We start from the raw sequence: 23,362 nt of genomic DNA, 5'->3' as shown, positions 1-23,362 counted from the left end.
GGGACGGGTGATAGACAATGCTACCATAGATAATCTATAAAGCGCTGGATGTTTTTGTTGTTATCGTAACGGTTCGCCAGCAATCTTTTTCTTAACAATATTTCTTCTTCTTCAAAAGGCAGGTAATAGAGCTGGGATATGATAGACGCCATTGCACTGGCTGTAGTTCCTATGTGACAGGCTTCTTCCAGTCCGGTACCTTCTACAACCGCCGGGGTGGTAATGCAGTGCCTTCCTCTATATAAAGCGTGAACCAGCTTCAAACGGCTACCCGTGATATTTTTGTGAAAACCGGGTAGTATATTGATATGCGCTTTCTGCACCAGGTCTTCCATCTCCGATTCGCTGGGGTTGCTCACGAGGCAGGTATTCTGGCAAAGTCCCGCAGCCTTTTGCACCGTTTTAGGCGGATTTTTACCCGCTATGATAAAAGGAATCCGCACTTTATTAAAAACATTACTCAGCAACCACAAGGCCGCTTTTTCGTTTTCAGGTACAGATAGATTTCCATGAAAAAGGCAGAGACTGCCCATACCGGTAGGACAATTGACCTCTTGCCAGCTGGGAAATGCCGGAACCAATTGTACATCTCCAAATCCCTGTTCTTCAAAACTATTTTGATCCTCTTTACACACGCAGGCATACATACAGTCGGCCGGCAGGGTAGAAGTATACTTTTTGGTAAGCAGGCTCTCGGCCAGGTAGAAGGTTTTTTTAGCAGGGTTGATGGTGCTGCGCGCCAGCTCCCTGTAATGCACCGATTCTTCATTGTGCATGCGCACGCAGATTTTTCTTCCTTCTTTTTTATCTCGTTAATGATACCAGTTGTGTGCAAACCCTCCAGTAATACAGGATACCTATCTTTATTAAGATTTTCTATCAACGATTGGTTACAACGGGCATTTACAAATGCCGGTGTGCTCAAAGAGATACAATCAAAAGCATCCTTTTTAGCGTAAGACTGCACTGTTTCGCAATACCTGCCCAGCTCGGCATTATGACATTTTTCATCAAAGCGAAAATAGTGCAAGTGTATTTTAATGCCCTTTTTGTGGAACGATTTAATGCGATTCATCATGTCAATGGACCCGCCGCAATTAGCGGGGCAGGGCACATCCAGGCATACAATATGTAAATATTTATCCAAATCTAAAAATATACTAAAACAATTACCGACTAAGAACACGTTTTCAATTGCTGTTATTAAACAAGCTTCGGCATAAAATTGTTCACCTGTTTGCGGTTATTAGGTCAAAAACTATAAATATACTGTAATAAACGCTGACAGATAGTATTTGTCAATTCAGATAAAAGGTATTTTAACAGTGAATACAATAGTGCGCTAAATACATTTGAACGTAATTCTTCAGTCGCACTAAGTATATATATATGGCAGTGGGACGGCCGATTTGACGAATGGCAGATGAATAATTGATTTTTCATACAACGGTATCGTTGCTGAATAATGCGCAGCTGTCTTAATCCGGGCGTTTTTGCTATCGTAAGTGGCTGTTCGGGTCGAAGCACAGGTTGAATGGTTGCAACAGCTACTTCTGGTATGCTTGCTTTAGCGAGGTCGCTTCGGCGCTCAGTTACTTTTTGTAGTAACAATTCTGCGTCTGTTAGTGCTGTTTCAATCTGTTGAAGCCGAAACTTTTTCCACTCAAGTTGAACACTATTGTAATCGCATAGCTTCAATTTCATCAATTTAATACGACATTCAACTTTTGATATGTTATAATCATACATCATAATTTTTCGTTCTTCAACCGCTGTAGCATGGTAATTTTTGAGCACTTGAAGTTCCACTTGTCTGGAAAGTAACTCCTCCTGTGAATTTTTCACGATACTCAAATGAACGTCAATTCTTTTCTCTAGTGTAGCATGCTTGCATTTCAATTTTAGAATTGCAGACTGAAGCTTTTTCATAAAATCATCGCACATGCCTATATCGGAAAGCTGGTTGATGTTGTTCGTATTCATAGCTGTTTATTTTCAAGGTTGTAGATATATAAATATACTATTATTTAGTGCCCGATCCAAATATTATTTGCACCTGAACATCAGTGGCTTTAGTTAATGGCTATGGTGTCTGCTGTTGATTTTTACCGGATTTTACAAAAAACGGGACTACTTTTCAGACAAACTCAAAACCGCTAATAGCTCCAACACGCAAAAAAATGTGGCAGATCCAGAGAATCTACCACATTTTACAAAAGAAAATAAGATAATTTTATTGGGGCATTCCCTGCATACCACCCTGCATACCTTCCTGCTCTGCTTTCAGGTTTTTACGTTTTAGCAGCGAAGCGTCAAATTTACCAAATCGATAGGCGAAGTTGATACTAAAGAACTGCTGATCACGTACACGGTACTGGTGCTGGTTAAAGAAGCCCGCATTGGTATAAATATCACTTACACGTGTTTTGAAGATATCGCTGCCACTTAATGTAACAGAAGCAGCCTTGCCCTTCAGGAACTCATATTTTAAGGCAACATCCACACCATAGGTAGGCATACTATAACCCTGCGCATTCCCGCTTACTGTTCCGCCAAATCCGCCACGACCTCCGCCGCCGCCGCTGTTACCCGACCCGCCCGGGCCAGAACGGTTTTGGAGTTATAATCTCCGGAAACCTGCACCGTGAAGTTTTTAGGAAGTTTAAACGTATTATTGATCTTGGCAAACCAGCTATAGATCTGGTCGGCAGTAGGTACCAGCGGGTCGTTTACATTAATTTTCGATGTATAAATATTCGCGTTGCTGGTAACATCCCACCATTTGGTTGGCGCATTCTTCGATACTATTTCAAGTCCGCCTACAAAGCTCGAATTGGCGTTCAAAAACGTATTCAGTATCACATTATCCCCGGTAAGAGGGTGTATGCCGTTAGTTTGATAGCGGGTGATCAGGTCATCAGTATGTTTATAATAAGTAGATACGATAAGATTATTCGATTTATCGAAGGTTTTAGAGTAAGATAATTCAAATGAGCTGGTAAATTCTGGTCGAAGGTTGGCATTACCCAGGCTCAGGTTAAGCGTATCCGAATAGTCGGTAATGAAAGGGAACAGCTGGAAGAAGCCCGGCCTGTTAATACGGCGGCTGTAATTAAGTTGCAGCTGTTGCGACTGGGACAATTGGTAAGAAAGGAACACGCTGGGGAAAAGACTGGCAGGGTAAGCTATCTTAAATTGATCCATTTTGCTATAACCTGCTCCTGAGAAAAACTGCCCGTTGTACTCAGAGCTTTCTAACCTCAAGCCCAACTGGTAGCCAAATTTTTCACCGATTTTGCTCGAAAAATTGCCATACGCTGCATAAACACGGTCAGTGAAATTAAATTTAGCTGATGCGTCATCGCTTCTTACGAAATCACCGTTTTGATAACGTGATAATACATTTTCGCTAAATGTTTGGGTTTGATTAAAGCGAACGCCCGCTTCGAGTTTCGATTTATCGCTAAGAGGATTGGTGTAATCCATCTGGGCATTGATGCGTTCGTTATTACCGGCACCACTCTGCATTTGCCTGAAATTTCCTGTCTGCGGTCCACCGTTAACATCGAATATGTTGTTATTCAGCAGGTTCTTACTGTTGTTTTTACTTTTATTATACTGGCCGTCAACGGTTAATTGGTGCCCGCTTTTGGGAAAATTATGCACAAAACCTAAAGCGCCACCTTTCATATTAAAACCAAAATTGGCGTCCGAAGTCCTTAAAATACGCGACTCGGCATTGCTACCGGGGGCAGTTGTAGTAGTAACGATATCGCTGTTGGTTGTATTGTCAAATTTTCCATCAACTGTCATACCTGATAAGGTGATAGTATTTCTGTTATCAAGAAAATAGTCAAAACCAGCCCTTGCAAACAAAAAGCGGCCATCTCCAATAGCACGGTCTGTTTGGTAAAGGCGGGTGGTGGTGTCGTTTGAAAATGTGTTTCTTTCCGTTATCCCATCAGAAATGGTTTTGCGCTGGTTGTATCCAATATTGGCAAACACATTAAATTTTCCTGGCGTACATTCAGGTTCCCTCCGAAATTGTAACGTCCGCGCTGATCGATACCTGCACGCAGCGATCCATTGTACCCAACCGTACGTGTTTTTTTCAATACAATATTTAAAATGCCCGCCGTACCGCCAGATGCATCATATTTGGCAGAAGGGTTGGTGATCACTTCCACACTGGCTATCTGGTCGGCAGGTATCTGGTCTAAAGTAAGGGTAGTAGGCCGGCCATCTACAAATATCTGCGGACTGGCATTGCGCACGCTGATATTACCATCAATATCCACGTTTACAGAAGGTACATTTTTTAATACATCGGTGGCCGTACCTCCTGCAGAGGTCAGGTTGTTTTCCACATTATAGATCTTCCTGTCGATACCCAGCTGTACAGCTGGTTTGGAAGCCGTCACCGTTACGCCCGACAGTACTTCCACATCGGTAGCCAATTTAATATTGCCCAGTCCTTATCCAGCCCACTCATAATCGCCTGCATATCCGGCTTACCGCCTGCCATCATTTTAGGATCAATAAAGGAAAAATTACGGGTATGTGTTTTATGCCCAACGCCCGAAACTACCAGTTTGTACTGGCCCATGGCCGGGATATTCTCCAGCCGAAAATCGCCATTGGAGGCCGTAAGCATACCGGTTACCAATATATCTTTAGGTGTTTTGGTCGCTGAGTCCCCGCCCCCGACCGTACCGGCACGGGCGGGCGAACCGGAAGGGGCGGGAACTTTAGTCTGGTATATCTGTATAGATGCTGCTTCCATACCCTTACCAGTTAGGGAGTCTACTACTTTACCATAAATAGAGCCTCCGGGCATTTGTCCGCCTCCCTGTGCTATAATATTAACAGTAAAAAGCAGGCCCAGGGCCATCAAAAAATAACGCATTGTCAAAAAATTTAGGGTTTGACGCGAAAAACCCCTGTAACTTGTACGGATCATAGTTTTTAATTATAAGCGTGCCCATTCGTGTATGAATGGAAAAAACACGCTATGAGATAGTTAAGCGAGTATATAGAATAGCAACAGGTTGAGTATGCCCGTTAAAAGGCCCAGCAGCATTCCGGCCAGGGCAAATTTTTTAGCTGGTCCGGATAGTTTTTCTTTCAATAAAGCCGCAATATCTATTTTGTCAATCTCCGTTGCTACTGCCTGTTTTAGATTCAGCGATCCTTTAAAATCATTTACGATAGTACCCATTACCTTGGGAAACAAAGCTCTCAGCTGGGTTATAAATACTTCTTTGATCTTATCCGTGGTTTTATTACCCACAAACATGGCCAGCATGGGTATTTCCTGGGGCAGTTTTACAGTAAGAAATTCGTCAATATGCGACTCAATCATAGGCATAGCTTTTTCCACTAATGCCGGATCTCCAATCTTTTCCTCTATTTTAGAAAAAGGCAGCAATTGCTCCGCTTTTTCTGCAATTAAAGTTGCAATCGCCTTTTTCCTGCCAGGCAGGTAGCTGCTAATAAATTTGTTGTAGATGATACTGTTGAAAATCCAACCAATGAGTGCAGAAACCAGGGGGATCGAATAAAGCCAGGGATTCATAGAGAAAAGTTATAAAAAACCCTGAACAAAATATTCAGGGTTTGGGGTGGATGACCGGTCTCGAACCGGCGACCTTCTGAACCACAATCAGATGCTCTAACCAACTGAGCTACAACCACCGTTTAAGGGCAGCAAATGTAGGTAAAAAATCAATTGCGGTGAAATTTTTTGCTGTCTTTTTAAAAGATTTTCTTTTTACTTCATTGCTTCGACGATCTTCAGTGCGCTCATCTGATGTTTTGACCAGAATCGTCAGACCGTCAAATCCTGGCTAGACAACAGTAATTGTTAATATTAATGCAAAATAGCACTTCGATTTTACTGACTTCTTCCAGTTTAGGATAGGCTTATTAAAAAGTCTGCATTTATCCTTTTACTTATACACCATGGATGCATAGGGGTGCAATTCAAATTTTCGCTTATGCTATAGTTCCTTTTGTAAATCCCTTTGAGCCTGTCGGGAAATCTTCAGGGCGATCGCATCAATTCCTCTTGTTTGAAACAGAATATATCACTGCTACGCAGCTCAGATAACTGACGAATTATTATGGCAGCTATTAATACGATGCCGCTGTGCGGCAATGATCAAAACAATAAAAGCAGCATAGCTGCGATATACTAATAAAACAATAATCACAAAGGGGTAGAGCTGCATCGCAGCGACATATTAATGATTCATGCATCCGCCCGAGAAAATCTCTACTATTTCCCAGACGCTCCACTTCGGACGTCATGACTTTAGTGAAAATTTGAAATACACCCGATCCATAGTAAGACAAGAGAAATTATCATATTAATGCTATCAGGCTTCCATAAAACCTGGCTGAACTGCTTGCCTTACGGGTGCGTCCTATTTTTCAGGCAATTGGTTTTGTGACAAAAAAATGGCACAGATTATTCTATCCTGAAAAAAGCTGCGCCCTGTTTGGTATTTTTCCCGGACAGATTACACGAATTCCTCTATTTCTAAATAGACGATGCTACTACCAGTGAAAGAGCAAGATGGACTCCACAACTTTATTGGCACGAATTTTTAACAGCTTGTGGAAAGTATGGGAGTGTATCGTCCATATTAACGGCATTGTTGTCGACAAATGATGGTGGGGTGACCATTAAATAACCGGCTTTTGTTGCCCCCAGTTATTTCCAAATCTTTTCTTAAATAGATAAATAAGATGAGTTTTAAACGTTAATTTTGAGTGTGGTAAAATTTTTTAAATACATATTTAATATGAAGAGGCTTCCGTTTTTGATATTGTTGGTGATAGTGGCAGGATCTTTTTCGCTTTCAAAAACAAAATAATTCCGAACAAGGATGATGTTGGTAAATATGAGTTGATCATGACCATGGTGTCCAAATTACTTTCTCAGGGACATTATGATCCGAAAGCTATTAATGACGATTTTTCTAAAAAGGTATTCAATAAATACCTGGAAGACCTGGACCCTAAGAAAAACATATTTCTGAAACGGGATATAGATTCTTTGGCAGCCTTGTATGCTGACAGGATCGATGATGAAATGAACGGCGCGCCGGTAGAGAGTTTTATTGGCATTTCGAAAGTATTTGACCAGAGAATTGCAGAGTCTGCCCAGTGGAAAAACCAATTACTATCTCAGCCATTTGATTTTAAATTGGATGAAAATGCCGAGTTGAATGGCAAAAAACTCCAATACCCCGGTAGCGTGGAAGAACGTAAAGATCGCTGGAGAAAAATGCTGAAATATTATGCTTTGGAGCGTTTTGTTGATCTGCAGGAGGGCAAAACCTCTTCCAAATCAGCCAAGTCTGATACCCAATTAGAGAAAGAATCACGCGAAAAGATCGATACGATGATGACGCGCATGTTCGATCGCTATAAAGTGAAATTTACCGAAGAAGATAAATTCAACCTGTTTGTAGATAATATTACTACGGCCATGGATCCGCATACGGAGTTCTTCCCGCCGGCAGATAAAAGCTATTTCGATGAAGAATTAAGCGGTAGCTTCTTTGGTATTGGGGCTGGTTTGCAGTATTCGGATGGGTTGATAAAGATCATCAGCATTAATGTAGGCAGCCCGGCAGCTAAATCAGGTCAATTAGCCCAGGGAGATCTGATCACCAAAGTGGCCCAGGGAAAGGATGGCCAGCCGGTAGATATGCTGGGTTATGATGTATCGGATGCGGTTAAACTCATCAGGGGTAAAGAAGGCACCACCGTGAGATTGACGATCAAAAAGCCCGATGGAACAGTAAAGGAAGTGTCGCTGGTAAGAGAAAAGATTGAAAATGATATAGATACCTACGCACGTAGTGCAATTTTAAGAGATAGTGTGAAGAATACCAAAGTAGGTATTATCTATTTACCCGAATTCTATGTACCATTCAACGATCCTAACGGCAGAAGAAGCTTTACCGATGTTGCCCGCGAAGTGCAGAAATTGAAGGATGAAAAAGTGGATGGTATTATTATGGACCTGCGTAGAAATGGCGGCGGATCCTTATATGATGTGGTACAGATGGTAGGCTTATTTATCAAAGATGGTCCGATAGTACAGGTAAAAGACAGGGGCAATGGTGCACAGGTACTGAAGGATGAGGATAAATCGGTTTTATATACTGGTCCGTTAGCGGTAATGGTGGATGAGTTTAGCGCTTCTGCGTCTGAAATTTTTGCAGCGGCCATCCAGGATTATAAAAGAGGCGTGATTATCGGTAGCACTTCAACTTATGGAAAGGGTACTGTTCAGCAAAATATCGGCCTCGATCATTCAGGGTTTAAAAGAGATGGTGGCGGAGACCTGGGTGCGGTGAAGTTGACATTACGGAAGTTTTACCGTATAAGCGGCGGATCAACACAATTAAAAGGTGTAGAGTCTGACATTGTACTACCCAGCCAGATCGAAACCTTAAAGCTGAGAGAAAAAGACAATGAGTTTGCTTTAAAGTACGATGAGATCAACCAGTCTAATTTTACGCCATGGGCCTCTGAATATGACATGAATACGCTTAAACAATTAAGCAACAGTCGTTTACAGAATGATAGTTCCTTCCAGATCATTAAGAGAAATGCAGCTTGGCTAGCTGATGAAAACGAAAGAAGCTATTCTTTAAACATCGACCAGTACAAAGCGGAGAAGAAACAGGTGAAGGCCAAAGCAGATCAGATCATCGCTGCCCAAAAGCTCAAAAAGAACTTAAGCGTTTCATTATTGCCTTTGGAACTGGATAAATATAAAGAAGATAAGAACAAGCAGGATCGCTTAAAACAGTGGATCAAGATCTTAAGCGAAGATATTTATTTAAACCAGGCCGGCCAGGTAATGGACGATATGATTGTGGAAGCCAAGAATTTTGCAATGAATAAATAAAAAGTGTATATTTAATAATACGAAATCTGCTAGCCCCGGGCTGGCAGATTTTTTTATGTGTAAAAAAACCAGGGCAATAAGAGGCCAGAACACTAAATTTGCACGCAATTTGTGTATAACACAGCCGTCCATAATCTTATGACAAATATGAAATGTAGAGAAGAATCTTTTCTCCCCGAAGGGAAACATTATAACAAATCTTTTTGGGGCTTTAGTTTTCAAAAACGAAGCTTTAGGATGAACATTAGTGGATTTTTACACTACTACTGGTTTTGAGTGGATTAATGAGCGGCTTCTGTGCAAATGCCCAGTCTGATCCCAAAGGACAAACTCCCACGACGTCAACTTCAAAAGATACGAAGACTTCCTCGCAGGTACCCGGCGACTTAGGCAATATTAAAGTAGATAATATGTCTGATGCCCAGGTACAGCAAATGATGCAACGTATAGGTGGATCTGGTTTGTCGGAAGCTCAGCTAGAGCAGGCTGCTACAGCCAGGGGAATGGACGCCATGGAAATTCAGAAACTGAAAGACCGGATGTCTAAATTAAGTGGTAGCAATAATAATAAGGAATCTCAAGACAGAACACGCCAGGTAGCCGAAAATGATACTACGCAACCCGTAAATAATGTCGCAAGAAGATCGAGAATATTTGGTTCAGAGCTATTTAGCTCAGGTTTTACGTCTTTTGAGCCTAATTTACGTATTGCCACGCCCGCTAACTATGTAATCGGCCCCGATGATGTATTATTGCTCGACCTTACAGGCGACAATGAAGCCAGTTATAAATTGCCTGTTTCCCCCGAAGGATCTATTTCGTTGGAATACGTGGGGCGAATATCAGTAGGTGGTTTAACTATTGAGCAGGCCAAAAGCAAATTAAGAAGCCAAATGTCGGGCACTTATCCTGGTTTAAACTCAGGACGTACCCAACTAGCTTTAAACCTAGGCAATATTCGCAGTATTAAAGTAATTATTACCGGTGAGGTAACCAAGCCGGGCACTTATACATTGCCTTCAGTTGCCAGTGTATTTAACGCTTTATATGCCTCGGGTGGGCCCAGCCAAAATGGTTCATTCCGTAATATTGAGCTGATCAGGGGTAACAGGGTGGTAGCCAATATAGATTTATACGACTTTTTAATCAACGGTGTTCAAAATGGAAATGTAAGGCTGCAGGACCAGGATGTGATACGTGTACCCGTTTACCAGGTAAGGGTAGATGTATTGGGAGAAGTAAAGCGGTCGGCTATTTATGAAATACGTCCCGATGAGTCGCTGGTGGACGTATTGAAATATGCGGGAGGTTTTTCAGACAAAGCTTATAAAGCGAGGGTAAAGATTATCCAGAACACAGCCAATGCCCAAAAGATCATTGTGCAGCCTTTAACAGAGTTCCCCAACTATTCACCTAAAAATGGTGATAAGGTATTTGTGGATCCTATTTTTGAGCGTTTTGAAAACAGCATCCAGATTGTAGGAGCAGTAGGCCGTGCCGGCATGTACGAATATAAACCAGGTCTTACGCTTACACAGTTAATACAGCAGGCGGATGGCTTAACGCCAGACGTTTTTATGAACCGTGGCTACATTATTCGCATGAACGCCGATAACACCACTTCCGTGGTTTCTTTTGATGTGGCGCAGGCCATGAGAGGGGGCGGATCGGATATTGTTTTAAAGAAAGACGATGTGATACAGATTTCTTCCATTTTTGACCTGAGGGATGAGCAAACGGTAAGCATCGCGGGTGAGGTAAGGAATCCCGGGACTTTTAGCTATGCTGATAATTTAACGGTAGAGACGATCATTCAAATGGCAGGCGGTTTTAAGGAAGGTGGTAGTCCCGTCAATATCGAAGTATCGCGCCGTGTGAAAACTACCGATCTTACTCAGAAAACAGCCCAGGTAGCCCAGGTATTCACAGTGCAGGTTAGCGATAGCCTTTCTTTACAGGAAGCTTCTTTTGCCTTACAGCCTTATGATATGGTTTCAGTGAGAGCGGCCGAAGGTTATTCTACACCTAAACAAGTGCAAATACTAGGTGAGGTTTTACGTCCGGGTATTTATACCATACAATCAAAGAATGAGCGTATATCTGATGTTATTAAACGTGCAGGCGGATTGACTGCTTTTGCGTATACTGAAGGAGCCTCATTAAAACGCCCATCCACCAGCAATACTTTGAATGTAAACGATGAACCCATTGAAGATAGTTTGCAAAGCCTGAATCTAAAAAGGTTAAATCGCAATACCAGCGCTGATGCAGCTGCCGGCGTTAGTCTTAGTTCCGACCTGGTAGGTATAAAGCTCGAGCAGATCCTGAGTAATCCACAGTCACGTTTTGATCTTATTTTGGAAGAAGGTGATGTAATAAAAATACCAACGATGTTGCAAACGGTAAAGGTCTCTGGTGAGGTTTTACGCCCTATTAATGTAGTATATGTGCCCGGCCGTCCATTTAAATACTATGTTAATAGCGCCGGCGGGTTTACCAGCCAGGCTTTAAAAAGAGGCGCTTTCATCAGTCATGCCAACGGTTCGGTAGAGGGCACCCGTAAAGCAGTGTTCTTTAATAAATACCCGGGGATAAAGCCCGGTGCGGAAATATTGGTACCGCAAAAACCGATAAAGGATCGGATGTCTGCTCAGGCTTGGATAGGTATAGGAACGGGGGTTGCTTCATTGGCGGCACTTATTTTTGCAATATTAAGACCATAATTCTTTATTATAGTATAACAACATAGTATGCAGGGACAAGTGAATTCAACAGATAATCCGTCTTCCGTGGACCAGATTTCATTAAAAGAAATTATTTTAGGAGTAGGACGATGGCTTAGGTATTTGCTGAAAAAATGGTACCTGATAATCGCCTTTGCACTGGTTGGTGCAGTGTTGGGTCTGTTTTATGCGTCAAGCAAGTTACCTATTTTTACGGCTACAACCACTTTTGTTTTGGAGAACGGTGGTGCCAAAGGAGGTTTGGGGCAGTATGCTGGTGTTGCGTCTATGATAGGCATAGATATTGGAGGTGGTGGTGGGCTTTTCCAGGGCGAAAATATACTTGAATTGTACAAATCACGTGCTATGATCACTAAAGCATTACTAACACCATACAGTTTTAACGGCGTTTCACAGCTATTAATTGACCGATATCTGGAGACAAGTAAAACAAGAGAAGGCTGGGCTAAACGTCCCGATTTACATAATATTAAATTTAATACAGACAATAAATATATCAATGCTAAACAGCAGATAATTCACGACAGCATTTTAGGGCAGATTGTTAAGCAGTTAACCGCGCAAAACCTTGAAGTTAGGAAACAGGATAAGAAAATGAGTTTGATGGCAATTACTGTAAAAAATAATGATGAACTATTTGCAAAAGCCTTCAATGAAGTTATTGTGTCTACAGTAAACAAATTTTATCTGGATACAAAAACGCAAAAATCTTTAGAAAATGTAGCAATTTTGCAAGCTAAAACCGATTCGGTGAGGGACTTAATGCGAGGCTCAATTAACCGGGCTGCCGTTATAGCAGACGCTACACCCAATCAAAACCCTACGCGGATGGCACAAAGAATTGCGCCCATTGAAAACGCAAAAGTAAGCGCAGAAGTAAGTCAGGGAGTTTTCGCATCACTTTTACAAAATCTGGAATTGAGCAAGATATCCTTGTTAAAGGAAACTCCGTTAATACAGATTGTGGATGAACCTATATTACCTTTGGATACAACCAGGTTTGGAAAGCTGAAAGGCATTATAATAGGGACATTTATTGGCGGTATTTTAATCGTTTTGGTACTGATTTTAAGAAAGATAATAAAAGATGCGTTAAGAAGCTGATTAGTTTTCTATATCATACTTATAAACCCTTTAAAAGTTTGAAAAAGCCTGAAATAATTCAATTGCCAAAAATACTAGACAAGCGGGGCAATTTATCCTTTTTCCAATCACCGCAACAGTTACCTTTTACTATCGAACGAACTTATTGGATATACGATGTACCTGGCGGAGAAATTAGGGAGGGCATGCGTTCAAAGAGCAAAATGAGTTTATAGTTGCACTTTCAGGTAGCTTTGACGTTGTGCTTCACAATGGAATAACGCCAACAATATATTCTTTGAACAGGTCATACTACGGCCTGTATGTACCCAATATGTATTGGAGACATATGGAGAATTTTTCGACTAATTCCCTTGCTTTGATTGTATCGGATAAGAAGTATAATGCGGATGATTATATCAGGGATTTTAATCAGTTTAAAACCACTCGAAATGAAATATAAGGTGGATGATTGTAAAATAGTGAACATTGACGTAGTTCATAATGATTCAGGTAGTATTTCTGTTTTAGAAAACAATGTTAATATACCTTTTGGAATTAAAAGGATCTACTATCTATATGATGTACCGATGGATGCTGAAAGAGGAGGCCATGCCCATTATGAGTTACAGCAATACGTTATTGCTGCCAGTGGGTCTTTTAATTTTATATTGGATGACGGAATGAACAAGAGAACCATTTTTCTGAACCATCCTAATAAAGCTTTGCATATAAAACCAGGTATCTGGCGGGAGATGAACGGCTTTTCAAGTGGGAGTGTGTGTCTGGTATTGGCATCGCATGAATATGATGAAAAGGATTATATCAGGGAGTATGAACATTTTTTAAATTTTAGAAATGCTTAAAATACATCCTCTCGCGGACGTACAATCATCCAAAATTGGAGAAGGCTCAATGGTCTGGCAATTTTGTGTTATTTTAAAAGGAGCAGTGATAGGCAAAAACTGCAATATCAACTGCCAGGTTTTTATTGAGAATGATGTTCTAATCGGGGATAATGTAACCATAAAGCCTGGCGTGCAAATTTGGGATGGAGTTAGCTTGGAGGACAATGTTTTTATTGGCCCCAATGTAACATTTACCAACGATTTAATGCCGCGTTCAAAAAATAGCGAGTTCAGGCTAAATCGAACGTTAGTGAAAAAGGGAGCTTCAATCGGTGCCAACGCTACTATTTTACCGGGTATTGTCATTGGGGAAAATGCGCTTATCGGAGCAGGAAGTGTAGTGACTAAAGATGTTCCACCAAACGAAGTCTGGCTTGGAAATCCTGCAAAAAACAAAGAAGTTTATGATTAAATTTTTAGATCTTCAAAAAATAAACCTGGCTTATCAACAGGAAATAGAAGAAAAGATATTGAGTACTTTTCGCAGTGGTTGGTATCTTTTGGGGAATGAAGTAAGAAATTTTGAGGAGCATTTAGCCCGGTACCTTGGCACTCCAAATGCAATCGGAGTGGCAAACGGGTTGGACGCCTTACGCTTGATATTGAAAGGATATATAACTTTAGGAGTTATCGATCACGGCGATGAAGTGATCGTACCTGCCCATACGTATATTGCGTCAATACTGGCAGTTACCGATTGTAATTTGAAACCAGTTTTAGTTGAACCCTATATAGCAACCTATAATATCGATATTACTCGGATTGAAAGTGCAATTACCAGTAAGACCAAGGCAATTATGATTGTTCATCTATATGGTCGTGCTGTTTGGTCTTCTGAATTAGAAGAACTCGCAAAAAATACAATCTTAAAATCATTGAAGATAATGCGCAGGCTATTGGGGCGTCCTACAAAGGTATAAAAACGGGTAACCTTGGCGATGCAGCGGGTTTTAGTTTTTATCCTGGAAAAAACCTGGGCGCTTTAGGAGATGGTGGCGCTGTAACCACAAGTGATAGACAGTTAGCCGACGTAATCAGGGCTTTGGCAAATTATGGGTCTCATCAAAAATATAAAAATATTTACCAGGGATTAAATTCCCGTTTAGATGAAATTCAGGCCGCTGTGCTGGATGTGAAACTAAACTACTTAGATGCCGATAACTTACTCCGCAGGCATATAGCTAAACGATACATTGCTGAAATTACAAACTCCAACCTGATATTACCTGGCAATCCTGAAAATGAGGATGAGCATTCCTGGCATCTTTTTGTTATAAGAACTTCAAACAGGGAGCAATTGCAGGGCCACCTTTCTGATCAGGGTATCCAAACCTTGATTCATTATCCCATTCCGCCACACAAACAGGAATGTTACAAAGACTTGAATAATTACTCATATCCTATTACAGAAAAAATTCATAAAGAGGTATTGAGCTTGCCCATAAGTCCCGTGCTTACAGATCGTGAGGTAGATAAAATAATCGATATTATAAATAATCAGTGAAAATGATAAAAAGAATAGTTCAAAAAGTTATTAATTTTTTTGATATAGGATTGTAAGCAAAAACTATTTGGCTAATAATAATAATGAGGATGCGAAGTTTTATAACGAGCTAAGACTCTCTCTCTCTCCTTCAAATGATGAAGTATTATCAATTGTGTTTTCGAAGGATCGTGCCATGCAGTTGCATGCTTTTATTATGAGTTACCTTGAGCAAGTCCGCAATTTCGGGAAACTGGTTGTATTGTACAAGGCCAGTACAGTTGACCATCAACAATCTTACATTGATCTTCAGCATATTTTTTCTTCAAAAAAATCGTATTTATTGAGGAAACAAATTTTAGAAAACAACTGATTGATATTATTGAAAAAGATAATTCAGGGCTTTTAATAACCTATGTTGATGATATAATTATAACGCACACATTTGACTATCATACGTTCAAGAATATTAATCCATTTAGCACAGTTTTTAGTTTATCTAGAGGTTTAGACTTGACCTATAGTGCAGTATTATTAAAGAAGCTAAGACTGCCTAGTTTTGCGCAAACCGAACAAGGTTTGTATGGTTTCGATTGGAGTGAGATCAAGGAAGTTTCAGACTGGAACTACCCATTAGGCGTTACAGCTTACCTGTTCTCAAGAGTTGAGCTGTTATCCATCCTTAAAGTCGTAAACTTTAAAGCCCCTAACTCTTTGGAATCTGCATTACAGGTATATTTACCTCTTTTCGAAAAAAGACAAGGACTTTGCACCCAGAATGCCATTGCGGTATGTGTGCATGCTAATTTAACTCAAACAGAATACATTAACCCAGCTCTCGGTAATTTTAGCATTGAAGAGCTTTTAAAAAAATGGAAACAGGGCTTACAGATCGATTTTCGTAAATTTTATAATCTGCCAATGACGACTTCTCAATTAGCAGATTATGAGTTTATAACCCGCTCCAATGGATAATCTTTAGATAATATTAATTAAAGGGCGAACCAATAGTTATCTAATACTAGGTTGAGGATTTTATATTCAGATACAATATGCGTGGGAGTGTAAAACTATAATTATTATATTTTATGAAGAAAATAGCATTAATAACAGGTGTTACAGGTCAGGATGGATCATTTTTAGCAGAATTCTTAGTTGAAAAAGGGTATGAAGTACATGGCATTATCAGGAGATCTTCTACATTTAACACCGGCAGAATTGAACACCTATACTTTGACGAGTTAGTTAGGGATATGCACAATAAAAGAAAGCTGGAATTGCATTATGGAGATATGACCGACTCCAGTTCACTGATCAGAATTATACAGTTAACTCAACCTGACGAAATATATAATCTAGCAGCACAGAGCCATGTAAAAGTAAGTTTTGATGTACCGGAATATACAGCAGAAAGCGATGCCGTAGGTACGTTAAGATTGCTGGAGGCTATCAGAATTTTGGGCATGGAAAAGAAAACAAAAGTTTACCAAGCTTCAACCTCTGAGCTCTATGGTTTGGTTCAGGAAATACCGCAAAAAGAGACCACTCCCTTTTACCCAAGAAGTCCTTACGGTGTTGCCAAACTGTATGCCTTCTGGATTACCAAAAATTACCGTGAATCTTACGGAATGTTTGCCGTAAATGGTATTTTATTTAACCACGAAAGTGAGCGTCGGGGAGAAACGTTCGTTACCCGAAAAATTACATTGGCTGTTGCTAGAATTGCGCTTGACAAACAGGATAAATTATATCTGGGGAACTTAGATTCTTTGCGGGACTGGGGCTATGCTAAGGACTATGTTGAATGTATGTGGTTAATGCTTCAGCATGATCAGCCGGAGGATTTTGTAATCGCTACCGGGCAACAACGTTCGGTTAGAGAATTTTGTACGCTGGCGTTCAAAGAAGCCGGCATTAATATTATCTGGCAGGGCAAGGGAGTTAAGGAGAAAGGTATTTGCGAGCAGACAGGCAAAGTTCTCGTAGAAGTGGACCCTAAGTACTTCAGACCGGCTGAGGTAGAGACACTTCTTGGGGATCCTGCAAAAGCAAAAGCGCTGTTGAAGTGGGATCCATTGAAAACATCTTTTGAACAGTTGGTTAAAATTATGATGGAAAGTGATCTTAAACATGTAAAGAATTTTAATAGCAATTATTAGTCATGAAAATATTTCTCACAGGAGGTGGTGGAATGGTTGGAAAAAATCTGACAAAGCACCCCTCAGCCTCTTCTTATATATTTTTAACCCCCTCGAGCAATGAGCTGGACCTTAGAAATTACGAGAAAGTGCTTGCATTCATAAAGGAAAATAAGCCAGATTTTATTATTCATGCTGCTGGTTTGGTAGGGGGTATACAGGCAAATATGCGCGACCCACTGGGTTTTCTTTCCAGTAACCTGGATATAGGACGGAATATAGTGATGGCATCAAAAGAAGCTGGAATTAAGAACTTACTTAATTTAGGCAGTTCCTGCATGTACCCGCGGATGCAACCAATCCTCTTAAAGAAGAGTACATATTAAAAGGAAGTCTTGAACCTACTAATGAAGGTTATGCGATTGCTAAAATAGTTGTTGCAAAGTTTTGCCAGTATATAAACCAGCAGCATCCCGATTTTTTATATAAAACGGCTATTCCCTGCAATTTATATGGGCCATATGATAAATTTGATCCCAGGCATTCTCATATGATACCGGCAGTTATAAAAAAATCGATGATGCGGTAAAAAGAAACCAGGAAAAGGTTGAAATATGGGGAGACGGTACTGCCAGAAGAGAATTTATGTATGCCGGCGATCTTGCAGATTTCATCATATATGCTTTAAATAACTTTGGGCGCATGCCAGGCGTTTTAAACGTTGGGCTAGGCGAAGATTATACCATTAATGAATATTATGAAATGGTTGGTGAGGTTTGTGGTTATAAAGGATTTTTTGAACGCGATCTATCTAAACCGGTTGGTATGAAGCAGAAGCTTATCGATGATACATTGCTCAGTGAGTTTGGCTGGAAGCATAGATACAGTCTTAAAGAAGGACTTGAAAAAACATATTCATATTATAAAAGCTACGTTCAATGATTAAATTTCCGCTAGCATCATCTACCTGGGATGATAAAGAGTTAACGGCCATACACTCTGTAATTGAGAGAGACCAGTATACTATGGGACCTAAGGTTAAAGAATTCGAAGAACGCTTTGCTGAGTATGTAGGTGCAAAACATGCGGTAATGGTTAATTCAGGATCGTCGGCAAACTTGCTTGCAATTGCCGCCTTGTTTTACACCAAAATTCCAAGGTTGAAAAGAGGGGATGAAGTAATCGTTCCAGCTGTATCCTGGGCCACTACCTATTACCCATTATATCAATATGGTTTAAAATTGAAGTTTGTAGATGTAGATCTTCATACGTTAAATTTCGATCTTGAACAACTGGCTGCGGCGATAACACCTTCAACCAAAATGATTTTTGCGGTAAATCTGCTGGGAAATCCAAACGACTTCGATAAAATAAAGGACATTATCGGAAGCCGCGACATTTTACTTCTCGAAGATAATTGTGAATCTTTAGGCGCTACCTATAAGGGGCAGCAGACGGGCACTTTTGGGCTTATGGGAACTTATTCCACTTTTTTTCGCATCATATGGCCACGATGGAGGGTGGTTTAATTGTTACAGATGATCAGGAGCTTTATCATATATTGGTTTGTTTGCGGGCACATGGATGGACCCGCCAGTTACCAAAAGATAATAGTATTGCCACCAAAAGTGATGATCCCTTCGAAGAATCATTCAAGTTTTTATTGCCGGGTTACAATGTGAGACCTGTAGAAATGAGTGGCGCCATCGGCATTGAACAACTTAAAAACTTCCAGGCTTTATTGAGCAAAGAAAAAAGAATGCAGTTCTTTTCCGGCAGTTATTTCAAAATGACAGCAGGTTTATTATCCAAAGGGAACTTTCCGAAAGCAGCTGGTTCGGTTTCAGTCTTATCGTACATCCGGATTCGACTTTATTGCGTAAGGATATAATTACCCTGCTTCAGGAAGCAAGAATTGATTGCCGGCCCATTGTAACCGGGGATTTTACTAAAAATGAAGTGCTTAAATACTTCGATTATGAAATTCATGGAAAAGTAAGTAACGCAGAATATCTTGATAAAAATGGCTTTTTTGTAGGGAACCACCAGATTGATCTTACAAAAGAGCTATTATATCTTAAAGACATTTTAAGAAAACTTTAAAAAAGTCAATATTTTATATATTGGACTTGTAGTGAAAGGTATAATAACATTATATAATTTTCATGTCTACAGAAAAAGGTAGTATATATAAATCAATTCTTAAAGGATCTGCTATATTCGGAGGATCACAGGTTGTTTCTATTTTAATAAGCTTAGTTAGGGCAAAAGTAATAGCGATATTACTGGGGCCTGCCGGCATGGGCTTAGCATCATTGTTAGCAAATACCACCAATATCATCCAGCAATTTAGTTCTAGTGGGGTCAATCTAACGGCTGTTAAAGATATAGCTCAGGCTGAAGCAAGTAGGAATTCTGAAAATTTGAGAAAAACTATATTAAACGTACGATTCCTTATCTTTTTTTAGGTTCAATAGGGGCGCTAGCTTGTTTAACCTTTTCTCGGCAATTTAGTATTTTTACGTTTAGCGATACTACACATACATCAGATTTCATTTTACTTTCAATATTTATCCTTTTTACAACATTATTAAATGGAGAACAGTCAATTCTTCAAGGTACAGGTCAGTTAAAAAAATAGCAATCAGTGGTATCTCAGGTTCTATATTAAGTCTTCTTATCGGCGTTCCTTTGTATTACTTTTGGGGGTTACAAGGTATAGTTCCGGCAATGATTTTGGTTGCAGCTGCAACATTATCCATAAATCTTTGGCTTAGTAGGGATAATTTAAATTACAATTATACAGAGTTAAAAAATTCAAAGTTCCTAGCCAATAGCAAACGTATGATGGCACTTGGCGCAATCCTGATGATAGCAACGATATTAGGTAACCTTGTTTCTTATGTTTTAAATATTTACATCACCAAAAACGGAGGGTTAGATGATGTCGGCTTTTTTTCAAGGGGCCAATAGTATTACTAATCAATACTTAGGCCTAGTGTTTACAGCCATGGCTGCAGACTATTTTCCAAAATTGTCTGCAGTTGTTAATGATGTTCCAACCAGAAATTCTTTTATTAACAGCCAGTTTGAAATTGTAATTTTAATTGTTGCTCCTATAGCATCTTGTATGATAGCTTTAGCACCATTTGTTGTTCAACTTCTTCTAAGTAAGACCTTCATAGCGGTTGTTCCGATTGTCATAGCAATGGCTTTTGGAGTTTTACTGAAGGCTGCTTCTTACCCACTGGGCTACATTTCTTTTGCTAAAGGAGATAAAAGATTGTTTTTCTGGTTAGAAGGTGTTTTAGGAAATGGTCTTCAATTGTTGATTAACATACTTTTTTACAATCTTTTCGGATTGCAAGGTTTAGGTTATTCATTTATTTTAATTTATACGCTATATTTTATTATAATTACTATAGTTGCAAAAAAAAGGTATGGTTTCGTTTTCCAAAATACCTCAATTATGATATTTTTAGAGTTTTAATATTAGGACTTCTGGGCTTAATAGTGTCCGTTTTTTGTAATTTAATTTTACTGCGATATTTTATACTTGCTTTAATAGCAATAATCACCGTTGTATATTGTGGACGTGAGCTTAATAAAAGAGTACCAATTATTAAAATGGCAAGGCAAAGATTTTCTTAATGAGTATCTGATGTCCTAATACATGAAAATAAAAAATCAAAAAGTATAATAGCTTCGTTCAGATATTACAATATTTAATGATGATTTCAAACCCAAATATGCCTGTTTCGATAATTGTTGTTAGCTACAATCATTCTCAATATATACCACAATGCTTGGATAGCATACTATCTCAAACTTATTCAAATTGGGAACTGATCGTTGCGGATGATGCTTCACCTGACAACTCCAGGGAGACATTTGATAAATGGTTGGAAAAAATAATATTGAACCTGTTGCCAAAGTTTATAATGAAAAAAATAAGGGGCTGGTATTTGTATTAAATGCCTGTCTACGTTTTTGTAAGGGTAATTTTATCAAACTAATTGCTGCTGATGATATATTGGATAGCCGCTACTTGTCATCCTGTATCCATACAATGAATGAGAAAGATTACAAGTGGGCTTTCACTAACGCGGGTTATATTGACGAAACGGGTACCGCTATTGGAGGGTTACTTCATCCCAATCCGAATAAAGTTCCTGAAGGAAATATCTTTTCAGATCTTTTACAGCAAAATTTTATACCTGCGTTATCGGTAATATTAAAAAAACAGGTATTTGATGAACTAGGCTTTTTTGATGAAAATATATGGATAGAAGATTGGGAGTATTGGCTGAGAACCGCTACAAAATATGATGTTCTCTACATTCCAGAAGTTTTAGCATACTATCGTACCCATGGTGAAAATATCAGCAAAAGGCGGAATTTTCGTTCCATCGAAGCCGAATTAGAAATATTGAAAAAATACTGTTCGAGTCGTTTAGATTGCAGGCGCTATATAGACCCGCGTGTCAGGGGCGCTTATATATCTAATCCGGAGTGCCGGCAAGAGCTGGGTACATGGTATCAAAATTATGACTTTCGAAATAAATTGCTCGCCAACTTAATCAAGCTTCAAAGTCCACCCCTAGTCATCAAAGCACAAGCGTTTTTAAGTAAAGTATTCTTAAAACAAAAAGGTTAAAGCAGCATATTTTATGGTAACCGTAATAATACCATCCTTCAATAGAGCGCACTTATTGAGACGTACTGTGCCTACTTATTTGCAGCAAGGTGTCAGCAAGATAATTATTGTGGATGACGCATCTACCGACAATACAGAGCAGGTCGTTCAATCCCTGGCCAAAGAAATTAAGGAAATTGAATACATTAAACTTGCTAAGAATTCCAAGCAAACAGTAGCTAAGAATACAGGCATTGATCACACACGTACCGAGTGGATCTATTTCGGAGACGATGATAGCGTGCTTTTACCTGGATCGATCCCAGCGCTGCTGGCAACCTGCGAACAATACAAGGCTGATATATGTGGGGCAAAAGCCATGTACATGACTCATGATGAAGATATAACCTCCTTTGTAAAAAATAATACGTTGTTGCTTCCTCCGCGAGCACCTTTGGTGGACATTAATGAATTAAAGACATATTTTCATTACGATGTAACAGATCCCCGACCTGTACTTTTTACCCATGCTTCGGCACTAGTCAAAACTACTATAGCCAAGGAGGTGCGATTTGATGAAAGATTTGTAGGAAATTGCTACAGGGAGGAAACAGATTTTTTCGTAAGATGTTCGATTAAGGGAGCAGTAGTTTTTTATGATTCCAAGGCTGTGCAGGTAAATCTTCCCCGTGGAATTGCTACCGGAGGCTCTCATTCTGCTAGAAAGTACAAATGGTATTATTACAGCTTCGTCAATAATCATTATTTCCTGACCAAAAACTGGGCGAAGATCAGAGCTATTAATGGTGAAGCCAAGAGCAGAATTATTGTGGAAGCCATATTTTTAAAAAATCTACTTTTGTCCGGATTTAAAAACCTTACACGAAGATGGCTGAAAAATTAAAATGTTATCTGGTTTCCTATAACGGAGTGAAGAATGCAGGTGGAGTAGAAAAAGTGTGTTATTATCTTCAGCAAATTATGATACAAAAAGGATTTGAAGTGGTGATAGTAGATAAGGGTTTAATTGAGCGCTCGTTTTTAGGACAGGTATATCTTCAAATCTTCAAAAAATTACACATTGTATCCTTTTCTTTCCTTGCTTCTTTATTTGTTGCTAACAAAAGGAAAAACGGCGATATTAAAATAGCACATGGCTTTAATGCACCTTTTTTCCGGACGGATTATCTTTTTGTACATGGTACGATGAAAGGTTATGCAACTGCGGTAGGTTCTGTTGTAGGGCGGTCCGCCAAGATTTTATTCTGGCTTGAAAAGAAAGCATGTATTAATGCTCAGAAAATTTTGTCGGTGTCACAAAATGCTATAGAGGAAATAAAAAAGTTTTATACAAAAAGGGATCTGAACTTCACTGTTGTTAATAACGGTGTTGATCCCACAGCTTTTTTCCTAAAAAAAAAAATGACGTAGAGAAATATAT

At 39.6% G+C, this 23,362-nt stretch carries 25 protein-coding genes, 1 tRNA gene and 4 pseudogenes; 22 read left to right on the top strand and 8 right to left on the bottom strand.

Going from position 1 to position 23,362, the window contains the following annotated elements; translation table 11 throughout:
• Positions 1 to 20 precede the first annotated feature (20 nt).
• The 8 genes and pseudogenes from MKP07_RS29020 to MKP07_RS28990 form a co-directional block, all read right to left on the bottom strand.
• Entirely contained in the window at positions 21 to 776 is a 756-nt protein-coding gene (locus MKP07_RS29020) for a glycosyltransferase (protein WP_240851366.1), read from the bottom strand.
• A gap of 475 nt (positions 777 to 1,251) precedes the next feature.
• Positions 1,252 to 1,983 carry a hypothetical protein gene (locus tag MKP07_RS29015; protein ID WP_240851364.1) on the bottom strand — a complete coding sequence of 244 codons (732 nt, stop codon included), beginning with the start codon at positions 1,981 to 1,983 and terminating at the stop codon, positions 1,252 to 1,254.
• A gap of 250 nt (positions 1,984 to 2,233) precedes the next feature.
• Positions 2,234 to 2,530: pseudogene (locus tag MKP07_RS39920) on the bottom strand (outer membrane beta-barrel protein); the annotation flags it as partial.
• A gap of 11 nt (positions 2,531 to 2,541) precedes the next feature.
• Positions 2,542 to 4,005, bottom strand: coding sequence for an outer membrane beta-barrel family protein (locus MKP07_RS29010; RefSeq protein ID WP_317236130.1), 1,464 nt, complete (start codon positions 4,003 to 4,005; stop codon positions 2,542 to 2,544).
• Positions 3,954 to 4,445 (bottom strand): TonB-dependent receptor plug domain-containing protein, encoded by a 492-nt coding sequence (locus MKP07_RS29005; RefSeq protein ID WP_240851362.1) that lies wholly within the window; start codon positions 4,443 to 4,445, stop codon positions 3,954 to 3,956. Before MKP07_RS29005 ends, MKP07_RS29010 begins: the two co-directional genes overlap by 52 nt.
• Positions 4,424 to 4,906, bottom strand: a complete 483-nt coding sequence (locus tag MKP07_RS29000; protein ID WP_240851360.1) for a carboxypeptidase regulatory-like domain-containing protein — start codon at positions 4,904 to 4,906, stop codon at positions 4,424 to 4,426. The genes MKP07_RS29005 and MKP07_RS29000 overlap by 22 nt, the downstream gene beginning before the upstream one ends.
• Before the next feature lie 114 nt (positions 4,907 to 5,020).
• On the bottom strand, positions 5,021 to 5,575 hold the full coding sequence (locus MKP07_RS28995; protein WP_240851358.1) for a hypothetical protein: 555 nt from the start codon (positions 5,573 to 5,575) through the stop codon (positions 5,021 to 5,023).
• A gap of 42 nt (positions 5,576 to 5,617) precedes the next feature.
• Positions 5,618 to 5,694, bottom strand: a tRNA-His gene (locus tag MKP07_RS28990).
• Positions 5,695 to 6,916: 1,222 nt separating this feature from the next.
• On the opposite strand from MKP07_RS28990, the gene MKP07_RS28985 reads away from it, so the two are divergent.
• From MKP07_RS28985 to MKP07_RS28880, 22 genes and pseudogenes are all read left to right on the top strand, one after another.
• The gene (locus MKP07_RS28985) at positions 6,917 to 8,929 is read left to right on the top strand and encodes a carboxy terminal-processing peptidase (RefSeq protein WP_240851356.1); all 2,013 of its coding nucleotides are present in this window, start codon (positions 6,917 to 6,919) and stop codon (positions 8,927 to 8,929) included.
• Between the two features lie 284 nt (positions 8,930 to 9,213).
• Entirely contained in the window at positions 9,214 to 11,652 is a 2,439-nt protein-coding gene (locus MKP07_RS28980; protein ID WP_240851354.1) for an SLBB domain-containing protein, read from the top strand.
• A 27-nt stretch (positions 11,653 to 11,679) separates the two neighbouring features.
• Positions 11,680 to 12,777 (top strand): GumC domain-containing protein, encoded by a 1,098-nt coding sequence (locus MKP07_RS28975; RefSeq protein ID WP_240851352.1) that lies wholly within the window; start codon positions 11,680 to 11,682, stop codon positions 12,775 to 12,777.
• A gap of 38 nt (positions 12,778 to 12,815) precedes the next feature.
• Positions 12,816 to 13,219, top strand: a pseudogene (locus tag MKP07_RS41500) (sugar 3,4-ketoisomerase).
• Complete coding sequence (locus MKP07_RS28965; protein ID WP_240851350.1) at positions 13,209 to 13,622, top strand: sugar 3,4-ketoisomerase; 414 nt, start codon at positions 13,209 to 13,211, stop codon at positions 13,620 to 13,622. Before MKP07_RS41500 ends, MKP07_RS28965 begins: the two are co-directional and overlap by 11 nt.
• The gene (locus MKP07_RS28960) at positions 13,615 to 14,076 is read left to right on the top strand and encodes an acyltransferase (protein ID WP_240851348.1); all 462 of its coding nucleotides are present in this window, start codon (positions 13,615 to 13,617) and stop codon (positions 14,074 to 14,076) included. Before MKP07_RS28965 ends, MKP07_RS28960 begins: the two co-directional genes overlap by 8 nt.
• Positions 14,015 to 15,168, top strand: a pseudogene (locus tag MKP07_RS43130) (DegT/DnrJ/EryC1/StrS family aminotransferase). Before MKP07_RS28960 ends, MKP07_RS43130 begins: the two are co-directional and overlap by 62 nt.
• A 67-nt stretch (positions 15,169 to 15,235) precedes the next feature.
• Positions 15,236 to 15,520, top strand: a complete 285-nt coding sequence (locus MKP07_RS28945; protein WP_240851344.1) for a hypothetical protein — start codon at positions 15,236 to 15,238, stop codon at positions 15,518 to 15,520.
• Positions 15,521 to 15,660: 140 nt separating this feature from the next.
• A complete protein-coding gene (locus MKP07_RS28940; protein WP_240851342.1) occupies positions 15,661 to 16,122 on the top strand; it encodes a hypothetical protein in 462 nt (153 codons plus the stop codon).
• Between the two features lie 113 nt (positions 16,123 to 16,235).
• Positions 16,236 to 17,306: a GDP-mannose 4,6-dehydratase gene (gene gmd, locus MKP07_RS28935; protein WP_240851340.1), complete on the top strand. Its 1,071-nt coding sequence runs from the start codon at positions 16,236 to 16,238 to the stop codon at positions 17,304 to 17,306.
• Positions 17,307 to 17,308: 2 nt separating this feature from the next.
• Positions 17,309 to 17,874 (top strand): annotated as a pseudogene (locus MKP07_RS43125) (NAD-dependent epimerase/dehydratase family protein).
• Positions 17,859 to 18,227: an NAD-dependent epimerase/dehydratase family protein gene (locus tag MKP07_RS39910; protein WP_317236153.1), complete on the top strand. Its 369-nt coding sequence runs from the start codon at positions 17,859 to 17,861 to the stop codon at positions 18,225 to 18,227. The pseudogene MKP07_RS43125 and the gene MKP07_RS39910 overlap by 16 nt, the downstream one beginning before the upstream one ends.
• Complete coding sequence (locus tag MKP07_RS28920; protein ID WP_240851336.1) at positions 18,224 to 18,814, top strand: DegT/DnrJ/EryC1/StrS family aminotransferase; 591 nt, start codon at positions 18,224 to 18,226, stop codon at positions 18,812 to 18,814. Before MKP07_RS39910 ends, MKP07_RS28920 begins: the two co-directional genes overlap by 4 nt.
• A complete protein-coding gene (locus MKP07_RS43120; protein ID WP_262919988.1) occupies positions 18,799 to 19,176 on the top strand; it encodes a DegT/DnrJ/EryC1/StrS family aminotransferase in 378 nt (125 codons plus the stop codon). The genes MKP07_RS28920 and MKP07_RS43120 overlap by 16 nt, the downstream gene beginning before the upstream one ends.
• Complete coding sequence (locus MKP07_RS43115) at positions 19,161 to 19,388, top strand: hypothetical protein (RefSeq protein ID WP_394803716.1); 228 nt, start codon at positions 19,161 to 19,163, stop codon at positions 19,386 to 19,388. The genes MKP07_RS43120 and MKP07_RS43115 overlap by 16 nt, the downstream gene beginning before the upstream one ends.
• A 62-nt stretch (positions 19,389 to 19,450) precedes the next feature.
• Positions 19,451 to 19,753, top strand: a complete 303-nt coding sequence (locus MKP07_RS28905; protein WP_240851334.1) for an oligosaccharide flippase family protein — start codon at positions 19,451 to 19,453, stop codon at positions 19,751 to 19,753.
• A gap of 223 nt (positions 19,754 to 19,976) precedes the next feature.
• Positions 19,977 to 20,258, top strand: coding sequence for an MATE family efflux transporter (locus MKP07_RS28900; RefSeq protein WP_240851333.1), 282 nt, complete (start codon positions 19,977 to 19,979; stop codon positions 20,256 to 20,258).
• Positions 20,227 to 20,775, top strand: a complete 549-nt coding sequence (locus MKP07_RS28895) for an MATE family efflux transporter (protein ID WP_240851332.1) — start codon at positions 20,227 to 20,229, stop codon at positions 20,773 to 20,775. Before MKP07_RS28900 ends, MKP07_RS28895 begins: the two co-directional genes overlap by 32 nt.
• 238 nt (positions 20,776 to 21,013) lie before the next feature.
• Entirely contained in the window at positions 21,014 to 21,259 is a 246-nt protein-coding gene (locus tag MKP07_RS43110; protein WP_394803715.1) for a glycosyltransferase family 2 protein, read from the top strand.
• Positions 21,184 to 21,942 (top strand): glycosyltransferase family protein, encoded by a 759-nt coding sequence (locus MKP07_RS28890; protein WP_240851329.1) that lies wholly within the window; start codon positions 21,184 to 21,186, stop codon positions 21,940 to 21,942. The genes MKP07_RS43110 and MKP07_RS28890 overlap by 76 nt, the downstream gene beginning before the upstream one ends.
• 13 nt (positions 21,943 to 21,955) lie before the next feature.
• The gene (locus MKP07_RS28885) at positions 21,956 to 22,825 is read left to right on the top strand and encodes a glycosyltransferase family 2 protein (RefSeq protein WP_240851327.1); all 870 of its coding nucleotides are present in this window, start codon (positions 21,956 to 21,958) and stop codon (positions 22,823 to 22,825) included.
• A complete protein-coding gene (locus MKP07_RS28880; RefSeq protein WP_240851325.1) occupies positions 22,810 to 23,352 on the top strand; it encodes a glycosyltransferase in 543 nt (180 codons plus the stop codon). Before MKP07_RS28885 ends, MKP07_RS28880 begins: the two co-directional genes overlap by 16 nt.
• Positions 23,353 to 23,362: the final 10 nt, after the last annotated feature.

It is taken from the genome of Paraniabella hibiscisoli, from assembly GCF_022512515.1.
In the GTDB taxonomy this organism is placed as follows: Bacteria; Bacteroidota; Bacteroidia; order Chitinophagales; family Chitinophagaceae; genus Niabella; species Niabella hibiscisoli.
Note: the sequence above shows the minus strand (reverse complement) of the source record. Positions and strands in the feature narration are given on the sequence as shown.